General features: G+C 69.7%; 10 protein-coding genes. 2 read left to right on the forward strand and 8 right to left on the reverse strand.

Annotated features, from left to right (window positions below; all coding sequences use genetic code 11):
- Positions 1–27: 27 nt before the first annotated feature.
- The 5 genes from BLR49_RS01090 to BLR49_RS13190 form a co-directional block, all read right to left on the reverse strand.
- Positions 28–1,536, reverse strand: a complete 1,509-nt coding sequence (locus tag BLR49_RS01090) for an alanine/glycine:cation symporter family protein (RefSeq protein ID WP_425425745.1) — start codon at positions 1,534–1,536, stop codon at positions 28–30.
- Positions 1,537–1,777: 241 nt separating this feature from the next.
- Complete coding sequence (locus tag BLR49_RS01095) at positions 1,778–3,298, reverse strand: alanine/glycine:cation symporter family protein (RefSeq protein WP_092532116.1); 1,521 nt, start codon at positions 3,296–3,298, stop codon at positions 1,778–1,780.
- Between the two features lie 3 nt (positions 3,299–3,301).
- Positions 3,302–4,813: an alanine/glycine:cation symporter family protein gene (locus tag BLR49_RS01100; RefSeq protein ID WP_245690279.1), complete on the reverse strand. Its 1,512-nt coding sequence runs from the start codon at positions 4,811–4,813 to the stop codon at positions 3,302–3,304.
- Positions 4,814–4,858: 45 nt separating this feature from the next.
- Positions 4,859–6,319: an alanine/glycine:cation symporter family protein gene (locus BLR49_RS01105; RefSeq protein WP_092532119.1), complete on the reverse strand. Its 1,461-nt coding sequence runs from the start codon at positions 6,317–6,319 to the stop codon at positions 4,859–4,861.
- A 118-nt stretch (positions 6,320–6,437) separates the two neighbouring features.
- Positions 6,438–7,673 (reverse strand): DUF4241 domain-containing protein, encoded by a 1,236-nt coding sequence (locus BLR49_RS13190; RefSeq protein WP_176765721.1) that lies wholly within the window; start codon positions 7,671–7,673, stop codon positions 6,438–6,440.
- Between the two features lie 126 nt (positions 7,674–7,799).
- Between BLR49_RS13190 and BLR49_RS01115 the strand changes: the two genes are divergently transcribed.
- Positions 7,800–10,490: a DEAD/DEAH box helicase gene (locus BLR49_RS01115; protein ID WP_176765722.1), complete on the forward strand. Its 2,691-nt coding sequence runs from the start codon at positions 7,800–7,802 to the stop codon at positions 10,488–10,490.
- A 39-nt stretch (positions 10,491–10,529) separates the two neighbouring features.
- On the opposite strand, the gene BLR49_RS13495 is transcribed toward BLR49_RS01115, so the two are convergent.
- The 3 genes from BLR49_RS13495 to BLR49_RS01130 form a co-directional block, all read right to left on the reverse strand.
- Positions 10,530–11,036, reverse strand: a complete 507-nt coding sequence (locus BLR49_RS13495) for a GNAT family N-acetyltransferase (protein ID WP_092532121.1) — start codon at positions 11,034–11,036, stop codon at positions 10,530–10,532.
- Between the two features lie 377 nt (positions 11,037–11,413).
- The gene (locus tag BLR49_RS01125; RefSeq protein WP_092532124.1) at positions 11,414–11,797 is read right to left on the reverse strand and encodes a YccF domain-containing protein; all 384 of its coding nucleotides are present in this window, start codon (positions 11,795–11,797) and stop codon (positions 11,414–11,416) included.
- A gap of 181 nt (positions 11,798–11,978) precedes the next feature.
- Positions 11,979–12,899, reverse strand: a complete 921-nt coding sequence (locus tag BLR49_RS01130; protein WP_092532127.1) for an ATP-grasp domain-containing protein — start codon at positions 12,897–12,899, stop codon at positions 11,979–11,981.
- Between the two features lie 70 nt (positions 12,900–12,969).
- On the opposite strand from BLR49_RS01130, the gene pip reads away from it, so the two are divergent.
- Positions 12,970–14,022 (forward strand): prolyl aminopeptidase, encoded by a 1,053-nt coding sequence (gene pip / locus BLR49_RS01135; RefSeq protein WP_092532130.1) that lies wholly within the window; start codon positions 12,970–12,972, stop codon positions 14,020–14,022.
- The last annotated feature ends 23 nt before the right edge of the window (positions 14,023–14,045 follow it).

Consider the following 14,045-nt stretch of genomic DNA (forward strand, 5'->3'; position numbering starts at 1 on the left):
GGGCCTCCGCGAGCATGCGCCGAGGCCTCAGTCGGCGCGAACCGCGGTCGGCTCGTTCTGGCGCTCGGCCGCGGCCTCCTCGGTCCAGATGTCCCCAGGCAGTTCGCGAGGCAGATAGGGGTTGCCGGTGGCGACGAAGTAGATCGTGTCCCGCAGTCCCTCATCGATCTCGTACTGCTGCTGCTCCCAGTCGCGCAGGGCGCCGAAGGCCCACTTACCCAGGAGGACCACCGAGACAATGTTGATGATCGCCATAACCCCCATGGCGACATCGGAGAGGTTCCACACGAAGGAAAGCGAGGCCACCGCGCCGAGGGCGGCGGCGACGACGATCATGGCGCGTACCCCGTAGTGGCTCCGACCCATGCCCCGCAGGAAGTCCATGTTGACCTCGGCGTAGGCGTAGTTGCCCAGCAGCGAGGAGTAGGCGAAGACGAACACCACGATCGCCATCAGGTACTGGGCCCAGGGGCCGAGCACATTGGCGACGGAGGTGACGGTCAGCGTGCCGGCGGCATCCAGGTCGGCGGTGGCCGGGTCGTAGACACCGGACAGCAGAATGATCAGGGCGGTGGCGGTGCACACCACGATGGTGTCCACGAATACGCCCATGGACTGGATGAAGCCCTGCTGCACGGGGTGGTGCACGGTGGCCGTGGCGGCGGCGTTGGGCACGGACCCCTCGCCGGCCTCGTTGGAGAACAGGCCGCGCTTGATGCCGTTGAGGGCCGCGGCCATGAACCCGCCGCTCAGCCCCCAGAAGGCCTGGTCGGCGCCGAAGGCGCCCTTGAACACGGACACGAGGGCCGCCGGGATCGCCCCGATGTTGAGCACGAGCACGACCACGGCGATGATCACGTAGACCAGGGCCATGAGGGGCGCCAGCCACTCGGTGATGGCGGCTACCCGCTTGATGCCCTTGAAGACGACCGGGGTGGTGATCAGCACCAGGACGATCGCCGTGACCCACGGCTCGACGTTGAAAGTGCCCTTGAGCACGTTGGAGATGGCGTTGGCCTGGGTGGCCTCGTAGGCGAAGCCGAAAACGAAGGTGATGACGACCGCGAAGACACTAGCCAGCTTCTTGGACCCCAGCCCCTTGTGGATGTAGTAGGCGGGGCCGCCCCGGAAGGTGCCGTCGGGATGGGCAACCTTGAACAGCTGGGCGAGGGTGGACTCAACGAAGCCGGTGGCCATGCCCACCAGGGCCACCACCCACATCCAGAACACGGCGCCCGGACCGCCCATGGTGATGGCGATGGCCACGCCGACGATGTTGCCGGTGCCCACGCGCGAGGCCAGTCCCACGGTGAAGGCCTGGAAGGAGGACATGCCCTCGCCGACGTCGCCGCGGGAGGCGGTGATGGCGCGCAGCATCTGGGGGAACAGTCGCAGCTGCAGGAAGCGCGTGCGCCAGGTGAACCACAGTCCGGCGGCGATCAGCAGCCAGGCCAGCAGCTGGCCGTACAGGTGGTCGGAAATGTTCTCGAGTACGGCGGCGGGGCCGTCGAAGAGGCCGGCGGTCGGCAGGAGCATGGGGTTCATGGGTCTCCGGACGTAGTCGGGGTGCGCCGGTGGGCGGGCGCGCGGGACCGCCTCGCGGACGAGCCCTTAACGGTTGCAACTGTCCCAGGCCACAGGCGCTGAGGCCAGGATCCGGGACGGGTATGCAGCTCACTGTATTGAGTCTGCCGGTCCCATCGCCCGCAATGTATGCGATCTCACGGCATCGCGGGAGGCCGCGGAAACGCGTCACAGCGAGGGACGCGCCGGTGAATCAGTAGTACTCGGCGCCGCGGACCTGTTCACCCGATGCGAGGGACTCGTCGACGTCGTCGTCCCAGACGTCGCCAGGCAGCCGCCCCGGCAGGTAGGGGTTGTCGGTGGCGACGAAGCGGACCTCCGCGGTCGGCATCCAGCCGACACCATCCCAGGTTGGCTGGGCCTCCCAGTCGCGCAGGACGCCCAGCACCCACGGCGTCAGGGTCACCAGCGCGATCAGGTTCAGGACGGCGCCGACGCCGAGGAGCACGTCGGCCAGCGTCCACACGGTCGTCAGGGCCGCCCCGCCCCCGATGCAGGCGCACGCGACGGCGGCCATGCGCAGCGTCGTCGTCGCCCAGGGCGCGCGGGTGAGGTAGTCCAGGCACACCTCGGCGTAGGAGAAGGCGCCCAGGATGGTGGAGTAGGCGAGTACGAGCACCAGCAGCGTCATTGGCCAGCTGGTCCACTGCCCCAGCGTGGACGCGATGGCGGTCTGGGTGAGGGTTCCGGAGACGTTCGGATCTTCGATGCCCGTGACGCCGGGGGTGTACACGGCGGCGTCGGAGCGGCCGGCGATGAGGATAGCCAGGGCGGTGGCGGTGCAGACGAACAGGGTGTCCACCAGCACGCCGAAGACCTGCACGAAGCCCTGCTGGGCCGGATGCGCCACCGTGGCCGAGCCGGCGGCGCAGGCGGCCCCGCCCAGGCCGGCCTCGTTGGAGAACAGGCCCCGGCGCACGCCGTTGAGCAGCGCCGCGGTGACACCGCCGGCGACGCCGGCCAGGCCCGCGCGCAGGTTGAAGGCGGCGGCGAAGATGTCGCCGATGGCCGCGAGGGCCTGGAGCGGGTGGGTGACGATGATGAGCAGCACCAGGAACAGGTACAGGCAGGCCATGACGGGGGCGAGCCACTCGGTCACCCGCACCACCGAGCGCAGCCCGCCCAGCAGCACGGGGGCGACGAGCACGGTCACGATCACCGCGCCCTGCCAGGGCGTCAGGCTGCTGGAGGCGCCGAGCGCCGCAGTCATGGCATTGGCCTGCACCATGGGCATGGCCAGGCCGTTGGCCACCATGAAGACGACGGCGAATACGCCGCCGACCACGGGCAGGCGCATGCCGCGGGCCATGTAGTAGGCGGGTCCGCCTCGGTAGGTGCCGTCCCCGCGGCGCACCTTGAACAGCTGGCCCAGGGTCGCCTCGGCGAAGGCCGTGGCCGTGCCGAGCAGGGCCACCACCCACATCCAGAACACGGCACCCGGCCCGCCCAGGACCAGGGCGAGGGCCACGCCGACGATGTTGCCGGTACCCACCCGGCAGGCCAGGCCGACGGCGAAGGCCTGGAAGGAGGAGATGCCGCCGCGGGCGCCGGACCGGGAGGAGGCCACCGAGCGCAGCATGGAGCCGAGGTGACGCAGCTGCAGACCGCGGGTGCGGATGGTGAACCAGGCGCCCGCTCCCAGGAGCAGCCAGATCAGGATCGTGCCGAACAGCAGGTTGGAGGCGCTGTTAAGGAAGGCGTTGATGGCGTCCATGGCTCAGCTCCCCACGTTCTCAGGCGTGGCGTCGGAAGGGTCAAGGGTGTAGGGCGCGGCGGGGTCGACGGGAGGCTCCCACACGCCGGGCAGGACGTCCCCGGGCAGCTCGGGGTTGCCGTGACCGACGAATACCGGCTCGGCGCCTACGGCGCGCTGGGCCTCGTAGTCGCGCAGGGTGCCGCGCACCCAGGGGAACAGCCGCACGATCACCACCAGGTTGATCACGCCCAGCAGTCCCAGGGCGATGTCGGTCAGCGCCCACACGATCGGCAGGGTCAGCACGGTGCCGGCGAAGGCGGCGGCCGTGAGCAGGATGCCGAAGGCCTGCTCGGCGCGCTTCTCCCCGCCCAGGTAATTGACGTTGACCTGGGAGTAGGAGTAGCAGCCCAGCACGGTGGAGAAGACGAGTACGAAGATCAGCACGACGATCGGCCAGGTGGTCCAGGCCCCCAGGTGCTCGGCCACGGCCTGCTGGGTCAGGACTGCGCCAACCAGCCCCTCGTTGCCGGGCTGGTAAGTGTCGGTGGCCAGCAGGATCAGCAGGCCGGTGGCGGTGCACACCAGGCCGGTGTCGACGAATACGCCGAAGGCCTGGATCAGGCCCTGGCGCACGGGGTGGCTGGTGGTGGCGGTGCCCGCGGCATTGGGCACCGTGCCCAGGCCGGCCTCGTTGGAGAACAGGCCGCGGCGCACGCCGTTGAGGACGGCCGCCAGGATGCCGCCGGCGGTGCCGAACAGGGCCTGGTCCATGCCGAAGGCGCCGCGGAAGATCTGGCCGAAGACGGCGGGGATCTCACCGAGGTGCATGAGGATGACCACGAGGGTGACCAGCACGTAGGCCAGGGCCATGAACGGGGCGACCACCTCGGTGACACGGGCGACGGACTTCAGCCCCCCGAGCACCACCGGACCGGTGAGCAGCACCAGGGCCACCCCGACCATCCACGGCGACACCTCGGGAACAGTGGCGTTGATGACGCCGGCCAGGGAGTTGGTCTGAACCATGACCACGGTCACGCCGACACTGACGATGCACAGGCCGGCGAAGACGGCGCCCCAGAGTCTCGAGCCGAGCCCGTTCTTGATGTAGTAGGCGGGGCCGCCGCGGAAGGTGAAGTCGCGGCCGCGCTCCTTGAAGATCTGGGCCAGGGTGGACTCGGTGAAGCTGGTGGCCATGCCGATCAGCGCCACCACCCACATCCAGAACAGGGCGCCGGGCCCGCCGGCGACGACGGCGAGCGCCACCCCGGCGATATTGCCGATGCCCACCCGGGCCGCCAGGCCGACGGCGAAGGCCTGGAAGGAGGAGATGCCGCCGGCGGCACCGGTGCGGGAGGAGGCCACCGCGCGCAGCATGGAGCCGAAGTGGCGCAGCTGCACGCCGCGGGTGCGGATGGTGACGTAGATGCCTACGGCGATCAGCAGCGCGGCCAGGAAGTAGGTGTAGAAGAGGTCGTCTACCTGGTTGAGGGTGTTCTCGAGGTCGGCGAGGTTCAAGACGGGTTGAGGCATTGGGGCTCCTTGCTGGTGGGGATTCGAGGGGCGGGGTCAGTCGGGTCAGTTCCAGACGTCGCCGGGGACGTCGGCGGGGAGGTGGGGGTTGTCCCTGCCGCGGAAGACGGGGTGGGCCACCCCGGCGCGGCGCTGGGTCTCCCAGTCGCGCAGGGCACCCACCCCCCACTTGGACAGCAGGATCAGGGCGACCAGGTTGGTGACGGTCATGACGGCCATGGCGATGTCGACGGCGTTCCACACGACGTCGAGCGACAGCACGGCGCCGGCGGTGGCGGAGACCACCGAGACCACGCGCACCGTCCAGGTGGCCCAGGTCTTGCCGCCGGTCAGGAAGGACATGTTGGTGTCGGAGTAGACGTAGGCGGCGATGATGGAGGAGTAGGCGAGCACGAAGATGAGCACGGCGATGGGCAGGATGGTCCAGCCACCGAGCTCGTGGGAGACGGCCATGATGGTCAGGGTGGAGGGGTTGGCGCCGTCGGCTCCCCACACCTCGGGCCCGGCGATGAGGATGACGAAGGCGGTGGCGGTGCACACCACGATGGTGTCGATGAACACGCCCAGGGACTGGATCAGGCCCTGCTGCACCGGGTGGGCGACGGTGGCGGTGGCGGCCGCGTTCGGGGCGGTGCCCTGGCCGGCCTCGTTGGAGAACAGGCCGCGCTTGGTGCCATTGACGACGGCGGCGAGGATGCCGCCGCCCAGGCCTCCCACCAGCGGCTGCGGGGCGAAGGCGGATGAGACGATCAGGCCCAGCACCTCCACGAACCGGCCCAGGTGCATCAGGCAGATGATGAACACCATGATGATGTAGATGCCCGCCATGATCGGGGCCATCCACTCGGTCACCCGGGCCACGGTCCGGATGCCGCCGAAGATGACCATGGCGGTGAACACGAAGACGAGGGCGGCGATGACCAGCTGGGCGGCGGAGAAGCCGCCGAAGCCCTCGATGGCGGAGCCGTCGTCGCCGATGGCGCCCAGGAGGGTGCCGGCCACCGCGTTGGACTGCACCGAGGTGATGATGAAGCCGCAGGTGACCAGGGTGATGACGGCGTAGACGCCGGCCAGCACCGGACTGCCCACGCCGGCGCGCATGTAGTAGGCGGGGCCGCCGCGGAAGGAGCCGTCGGCGGCGCGGACCTTGAAGATCTGGGCGAGGGTGGCCTCGAAGAAGGCGGTGGCCATGCCCACCAGGGCCACCACCCACATCCAGAACACGGCGCCCGGTCCGCCCATGAGCAGCGCGGCGGCCACCCCGAAGATGTTGCCGACGCCGACGCGGGCGGCGAGCGAAATGGCGAAGGCCTGGAAGGAGGAGATGCCGCCGCGGGCGCCGGCGCGGGAGGAGGCCACGGCGCGGAACATGGCGGGCAGGTGGCGCACCTGGACGCCGCGGGTGCGGATGGTCAGGAACAGCCCGGTGCCCACCAGCACCCACATGGTGATGTGCGCGGTGATCCAGTCGGCGATCGTCAGCAGGCTGTCGGCGAGAGCTTCCATGAACGAGTGGGCCTTCCACGTGGGCAGACGGGAACGCGCCGCATCATCGCACAATCCCGGGAGCGGCCTCTCACCCGTCCGCATATCCATACACCACCGCGGGCGTCCGGATACCGGCTCAGGGCCGTGCCTCTCCTAACGGCGACGCCACCGCCTCCTGGACGACCCCGTAGTCGATCATGAGTTGCAGCGGGCGGCCGTCGCGATCCAGCCCCCAGTACACGGCGTAGGTGCCGTCGCCCCAGCCGGAGCTGGTCATGACGCCAATGGGTCCGGTGCCGCAGTCGAACATCCCCATATCCTCCCAGCGGCGCTCCGGGAACGGATTCCAGGCGTTCCACCACTGCCGCCGCGTCAGGCTCATGTATGCGGTGGCGTCGACGATCGCGGCGGTGCCGGAGTCCACGCCCACTGCGGTCCCGACTCCGGGGAAGAGCACAGCAGCACACCAGCGCACGGGCTCGCCGTCGTCAAGTACCGCCCGCACCGCGGCGACCCGCTCGTAGGGCCCCTGTTTGGTGTCGATGGTCGCCAGCAGCGCCTGGGCTGTGGCGATCCCCGGCCGCACGCGCAGCGCGCACGAGTACATCAAGTCCGTCCCCGAGCCGGCGTCGCCCACGGCGAGCACTCCGGCATGCGGGAAGGAGCCGACGGTCTGCACCCTGACCCTTAGGACCGGGGCCCGGCGCTGGGCCTCGGCGAGCGTCCGCTGCCACTGAGGCCCCTCGGTCTCATCCACCCGCTGCGCCAGCTGGAACGTGTCCACGGGCACGCGGGACCAGCCGTCGTGGAACAGTGCGCCGGGATTGGGGTTCTCTGTCTCGGGGTGGAGTGCCAGTTCTTCGCAGGGCGCCATGCCGTTAGGCGCCCGGAGCCACTTGTGGTGGCCTTCCTCGGGAACCAGGGGCCGGCCGGGATTCTCGTGGTACTCGTCGATCCTGTCTATGAGCCAATCCCCGGCCTGGTTGAGCAGAGTTATTTCGATTATGGACCCGCCCGGGACACCGGTACGCGTCATCCGCGCCCGCGCCCAGTTCCCGTATTCCTCGACCTGCTCCACCTTGCAGGTCTGCGGGCTGTAGTCGCTGTATGAGGAGAAGCCGTATCGGCGCTTAGTCCAGGACCGTTCGGTCCTGTGGGCCACATCGACGGCGTGCAGCGCCTGACTCCAGACGGCGAAGGGATCGGGGGCCGAATCATGGTCGGACCCGTCCTTGCCCCGTTTACGGGTTCTGCGGGAGGCTGCGCGCCGGTCGGCGTCCTCGTCATCCGGCGGATAGAACAGCGGCTTGACCCGCGCGTGCGCGGCGGCATAGTCGGCCAGAAATGCTTCTACTCGGCTACGAGGATCCATGTTCGGTCCTGTCTTGAGGGCGATGAGGTCTCAAGCCTGCCAGACCCGTATGCCCCGCCCAAGCCGTCACCCCGCATCCCCTCGGGAGCCCGAACCAGACCAGGGGGGACATGAGACGATGGCCGCATGCCCGCCACCTCCGCGCCCGCGCTCAACGTCATGCTCGACTCCCTCATCCCCGCCGATGACCCCGAGCGCGTCCCGGAGCCGGAGGAGGTCTACCTGGCCTTCGCCGAGTGGGCGGAGTCCACCGGGCGGCCGCTGTACCCCCACCAGGACGAGGCCCTGAGCGAGATCCTGTCCGGTCGGCACGTCATCGCCGCCACCCCGACCGGCTCGGGCAAGTCCATGATCGCCCTGGCCGCGCACACCGCCTCCCTGGCCCGCGGGGGCCGCTCCTACTACACCGCACCGCTCAAGGCGCTGGTCAGCGAGAAGTTCTTCGAGCTGGTGGGCCTGTTCGGCGCCGACAACGTCGGCATGGTCACCGGCGACACCGCGATCAACGCCGCCGCCCCCATCATCTGCTGCACCGCGGAGATCCTGGCCAACCAGTCGCTGCGTGAGGGCGAGGCGCTGGACGTGGACACGGTGGTGATGGACGAGTTCCACTACTACGCCGACCCGCAGCGCGGCTGGGCCTGGCAGGTGCCGCTGCTGGAGCTGCCCCAGGCCCAAATGGTGCTGCTGTCCGCGACGCTGGGGGACGTGTCCTTCTTCGTGCGGGACCTGCGTGAGCGCACGGGCCGGGAGGTCGCCGTCGTCGACGACGCCGTGCGGCCGGTGCCGCTGGAGTGGGAGTACGCGATCGAGCCGATCGGCGACCTGCTGCAAAGGCTGGTGGAGCAAGACAAGGCGCCCGCCTACGTGGTGCACTTCTCCCAGAAGGAGGCGGTGGAGCGGGCGACCGCACTGCTGAGCGTGGACCTGGGCGCCAAGCGGCGCAAGGAGGAGCTGGCGGCGGCCATCGGCGACTTCCGCTTCGGGCCCGGTTTCGGGCGCACGCTGTCGCGGCTGCTGCGCGCCGGCATCGGCGTGCACCACGCCGGCATGCTGCCCCGCTACCGGCGACTGGTGGAGCGCCTGGCCCGTACCGGGCTGCTGTCGGTCATCTGCGGCACGGACACCCTGGGAGTGGGCATCAACGTGCCCATCCGCTCGGTGGTGCTTACCAGCCTGGTCAAGTTCGACGGCGCCAAGGAGCGGCACCTGACCGCCCGGGAGTTCCACCAGGTGGCCGGGCGCGCGGGCCGCGCCGGCTTCGACACGCGCGGCTACGTGATCGTGCAGGCGCCCGAGCACGTGATCGAGAACGCCCGCGCCCTGGCCAAGGCCGGCGACGACCCGCGCAAGCGCCGCCGCATCGTGCGCAAGCAGGCGCCCGAGGGGCGGGTCAACTGGACGGACAAGACCTTCGAGCGGCTGCGCGACGCCGCCCCGGAGACTCTCACCAGCCAGTTCCAGGTCACCACCACCATGGTGCTGAACCTGATGGAGCGCGCCGGCGACCCGGTGCAGGCCATGGCGCAGCTGCTGGAGCGGGTGCACGAGCCGGAGACGGCGCGGCGCAGGCATGTGCGCCGGGCGGTTGAGATCTACCTGTCGCTGCGCACCGCCGGCGTGCTGGAGCATGTCTCCTCCGCGCAGGCCGCCGCCGATGGCCGCCCCCGGCTGCGCCTGGCCGTGGACCTGCCCGACGAATTCGCCCTGAACCAGCCACTGGCCCCCTTCGCCCTGGCGGCCATGGACCTGCTCAACCTTGAGGACCCCGAGCACACGCTCGACGTGGTCTCGGTGGTGGAGTCGACCCTGGATGATCCGCGCCCGCTGCTGTACGCCCAGCAGCGGCAGGCCCGCGGCGAGGCGGTGGCCGCCATGAAGGCCGAGGGGATGGACTATGAGGAGCGCATGGCGGCCCTGGAGGACATCACCTGGCCGCAGCCGCTGGCGGAGCTGCTGTCCCCGGCGCTGGAGATGTACAAGCAGTCCAATCCGTGGGTCGCCGAGTACGAGTTGAGTCCGAAGTCGGTGGTGCGTGACATGGTGGAGAGCGCCATGACCTTCTCCGACCTGATCTCCCGCTACGACCTGGGCCGCAGCGAGGGCGTGGTACTGCGGTACCTGACCGACGCCTACCGGGCGCTGCGCCAGGTGGTGCCCGAGGAGCACCGCACGCCGGAGGTGGAGGAGCTGACGGACTGGCTGGGCTCCCTGGTGCGCGCCGTGGACTCCTCCCTGCTGGACGAGTGGGAGGCTCTGGGGGCGGCCCAGGCCGGACACGCCCAGGAGGGTGCGGCGCTGTTGGAGCGGGAGGTGTCCGACGGCGCGGCCGGCGCCGAGCGCGCCTTCGGGGCCGACGCCGACGGCAGGCTGCCCTTCACCCGCAACCGGCACGCCTTCCGGGTGGCGGTGCGCCGGGAGATGTTCCGCCGCGTGGAGCTGATGGCGCGCGACGACGTCGAGGGCCTGGGCCGACTGGACGCCGCCTCCGGCTGGGGCGAGGACCGCTGGGACGAGGCGCTGGGCCGCTACTGGGACGAGTACGACTGGATCAGTACGGATACGCCCGCCCGGGCCGTGGCGCTGGCACCGCTGGACGAGGATCCGGACGACGTCGCCCTGGCGAGCGCCGGGGTGTCGGAGCGGCTGCGCGAGGCGTTGGCCGCCTCCGGGCGGCGGGTGTGGCTGGCCACCCAGATCCTGGAGGACTCCGCCGGTGACCACGACTGGCGGCTGACGGCCCTGGTGGACCTGGCCGAATGCGACAAGGCCGACGCCGCCGTCGTCCACCTGCTCAAGGTCGGGCCGCAGGCCTGAGCGCGTCCGCCCCCGGCGTAGGACTGTCTTCAGACTCCGTCAGGCCAGCGGCTTGACAAAGTGGAGGAGGCGGTAGGTGCCCGCGAGCGTGCTGCCGTTCTCGCGGTAACCGAGTCGCTTGTAGAGCCGGATGTTGGCGGCGCTGTGCTCACCGGTGAACAGCCGGATCTCCCGCGCATGCGGGAAGACCGCCTCGGCATGGTGCAGAAGTTGCGTGCCCAGCCCCTGCCCCTGGCGGTCGGGGGCGACGATCAGCCGTCCGAGTTCAATCACCTCCGCACGGCGGCGCAGGCGCACGGCCCCGATGAGACGACCATGCTCACGGATGCCGAGCGCCGTGATGGCGGGGTCGGAGAGCTCCTCCTGAAGCTCCGCCAGGGTCTGCGTGAGGGGCGGGAGGCTGAAGTCCTGATGGGCTGCGGCTTCGGTGATGTAGGCGGCCCGCTGCAGCGTCAGGATCTCGCCCGCGTCCTGCAGGCCGAGGTCGGCAGAAGCTACGTGCCGAGTTCGGTCGGTGAGCCCTCGAGGCCAATACCTGAGGTGGATGGCCTCCCGTCATTTCGTTGGCGGCCGCTGATATGTCCCCGCACCACGAACACGGGTTGTCTCCACGAACACGGGTTTGCGCCAGGATCACGCGTTTTGGACTTCTACACGTGTAAAGCCCGTGTAGAAGTCCAAAACGCGTGTCTTTGACGACTACTCGTGTCTGAGAGGCGGACTCGTGTGCCCGGGCAGCGCGGCCGGAGGACCTCAGCCAGGGGCGAGGCCGGCCAGGAGCCCGGCGGTTAGTCCCCTGCGACGACGGTTCGCGCGTCTACCCCGCGCAGGAAGTGCCGAAGCGTCGGTGGCAGGTGACGAATCGTCGTCGAAACCCACGAACCGTCATTACACGCGGGCCGTCAGGCCGGAGAAACGGCGGGTCAGATGATGCCGCGGCCGGGGACGACTTGCTTGCCGAAGGGGAAGCAGGTCACCGGGATCATCTTCAGGTTGGCGACGGCCAGCGGAATGCCGACTATGGTGATCGCCTGGGCGGCCGCCGTGGTGATGTGGCCGATGGCGAGCCAGAGACCGGCCACGAGGAACCAGATGATGTTGGCCAGACCGCTCATGATCCCGGCGTTCGGCGTCTCCACCACCTCCCGGCCGAATGGCCACAGCGCGTAGGAGGCAATGCGGAAGGAGGCGATGCCGGCGGGGATCGTCACGATCAGCAGGCAGGCGATGATGCCGAAGAACATGTACTCCAGCCACAGCCAGAAGCCGCCAAGGACCACCCAGATGACGTTGAGCAGTGTGCGCATGGCCCCATATCTACCCCGGTCCGGGCAACCGCTGCCTCATCCTCGCGCAGGAGGTTCCCCTGATTCATCCCCGATGGGCGTTGGGGAAGTACTCCGGCAGCTGCCCCGATCACCGCCTATTCCCGAGACCGGCCGCGAATATCCGCCCGCGGAGCGCCACGGCCGGAGCGCCGGCGCGCTTTCACCAGAAGACGCGCTGGGCGATGGCGTCGGCGAAGTTGTTCAGGGCGGCGGGGGCGGAGCCGAGGTAGAGGCCGGCGTCGATGAGGGAGACCTCCATCAGGTAGAAGCCGCCCTGCCCGTCGCCGACGACGTCGACCCGGTTGAACAGCAGCTGCATGTCCCGGCCCGAGCGCTCCTTGATGATGGTGTGGATGGCCTTGCGGACCTTCTCGCCCCACAGCCACTCCTGCTCGCTGGGCTCGCGAGCGGTGACGATCTCCTCGTGCACCTCGTCCACGGAGCGGAAGGAGGGGTGCAGCATGGGGGCCTTCTCCACCGCGTGGGACAGCACGCCGTTGAAGTACACCAGCGACAGCTCGCCCTTGCGGTCCACCTCCTCCAGGTAGCGCTGCACCATGACGCTGCGGCCGCGGCCGAGGTGGTGCATGGTGTCGTTGATGGCGTCGGCACGGGACTTGGCGTCGGTGGCGGTGTAGCGGCCGGTGCCGCGCCCGCCGGAGGAGATGGCGGGCTTGACCACGAAGTCGCCGTGGGCGGGGAAACGCGTGTGGACCTGGTGCTTGGAGTAGCCGGCGGCGGGCTCCAGCCAGGTGGTGGGAATCATGGGGACACCGAGCTCCGCCATGCGCTTGAGGTAGTGCTTGTCGGAGTTCCAGTCGACGACGTCGGCGTGGTTGATCAGCCGCTTGATCGAGTGGGCCCAGGCGAGGAAGTCCGCATAGTTGCGGTTCTTGGCATAGTCGCGCACGGAGCGCAGCACCACCACGCCGGCGTCCTCCCAGTTCACGTCCGGGTCATTCCACACCGCGACTCGCGGCTCGATACCGCGCTCGCGCAGCGCGTCGGGCAGCCCGCGGTCATCGTCGTCGAGGTCCGCGTAGTCGGCTGAGGTCGCAAGGGTCACGATCGGGGCGTTCACGAGCCATACGCTACCGTCCCCAGCGAGCCCGCGCGGCCTGGCCACGACACGGATCGGGCAGGATGAGCCCATGCATGAGACCGCCGCACCAGCCGTCACCACAGCGAATCACTCCCGCGCCTTCTACCCGCCGCTCGAGCCTTACGAGTCGGGCCTGCTCGAGGTCGGCGATGGGCAGCGCATCTACTGGGAGGCCTGCGGCAACCCGGATGGGATTCCCGCCGTATTCGTGCACGGCGGCCCCGGCGGCGGCTGCTCTCCCGAGCACCGGCGCTGCTTCGACCCCGCGCGCTACCGCATCATCCTGTTCGACCAGCGCGGCTGCGGCCGCTCGCTACCGCATGCGTGGGAGCCGGACGCGGACTTGACCACCAACACCACCTGGCACCTGGTGGCGGACATGGAGCGGCTGCGCGAGCACTTGGGCGTCGAGGCCTGGTTGGTCTTCGGCGGCTCCTGGGGCTCCACGCTGGCACTGGCCTATGCCGAGCGGCACCCGCGCCGCGTGTCCGCCCTGGTGCTTCGGGGCATCTTCACACTGCGCAAGCGCGAGCTGGACTGGTTCTACGAGGGCGCCGGCGCGGACATGATCTGGCCCGACGAGTGGGAGCGCTACGTGGCGGGAGCCGGCGACGGCGTCGGCCCGGGCGGCTTCATCGGCCGCTACCACGAGCTGCTGAGCAACCCGGACCCGGCGGTGCACGGCCCCGCCGCTCGCGCCTGGACCACCTGGGAGGCGGCCACCTCCACACTGCTGCGCGACCAGGCGTACATCGACGAGGTACAGGACCCGGCATTCGCCATTTCCTTCGCGCGGATCGAGAACCACTTCTTCCGCCACCGCGGCTGGATGGACGATGGGCAGCTGATCACCGACGCGCGCGTGCTCGCCGAGCACGACATCCCGGGTGTCATCGTCCAGGGCCGCTACGACGTCGTCTGCCCGATGGGCACCGCCTGGGCCCTGCACCGGACCTGGCCGCAGGCGCAGCTGCACATCTCGGCGGCAGCCGGACACTCCTTCGCCGAGCCTGAGACGCTCTCCGCGCTGATCACCGCCACCGACCGCTTCGCCGCCGAGCTCTCCCCCACCGGCGCCGCAGGCAGGTACCACCAAGACTGAGACTTCTCGCACACAATGGCGTT

The sequence above is a fragment of the Actinomyces ruminicola genome, assembly GCF_900103885.1.
GTDB classification, from domain to species: Bacteria; Actinomycetota; Actinomycetes; order Actinomycetales; family Actinomycetaceae; genus Actinomyces; species Actinomyces ruminicola.

Coding starts and splice junctions, on each gene's coding strand:
- BLR49_RS01090 (WP_425425745.1), bottom strand. CDS start 1,536: ATGCTCCTGCCGACCGCCGGCCTCTTCGACGGCCCCGCCGCCGTACTC.
- BLR49_RS01095 (WP_092532116.1), bottom strand. CDS start 3,298: ATGGACGCCATCAACGCCTTCCTTAACAGCGCCTCCAACCTGCTGTTC.
- BLR49_RS01100 (WP_245690279.1), bottom strand. CDS start 4,813: ATGCCTCAACCCGTCTTGAACCTCGCCGACCTCGAGAACACCCTCAAC.
- BLR49_RS01105 (WP_092532119.1), bottom strand. CDS start 6,319: ATGGAAGCTCTCGCCGACAGCCTGCTGACGATCGCCGACTGGATCACC.
- BLR49_RS13190 (WP_176765721.1), bottom strand. CDS start 7,673: ATGGATCCTCGTAGCCGAGTAGAAGCATTTCTGGCCGACTATGCCGCC.
- BLR49_RS01115 (WP_176765722.1), top strand. CDS start 7,800: ATGCCCGCCACCTCCGCGCCCGCGCTCAACGTCATGCTCGACTCCCTC.
- BLR49_RS01125 (WP_092532124.1), bottom strand. CDS start 11,797: ATGCGCACACTGCTCAACGTCATCTGGGTGGTCCTTGGCGGCTTCTGG.
- pip (WP_092532130.1), top strand. CDS start 12,970: ATGCATGAGACCGCCGCACCAGCCGTCACCACAGCGAATCACTCCCGC.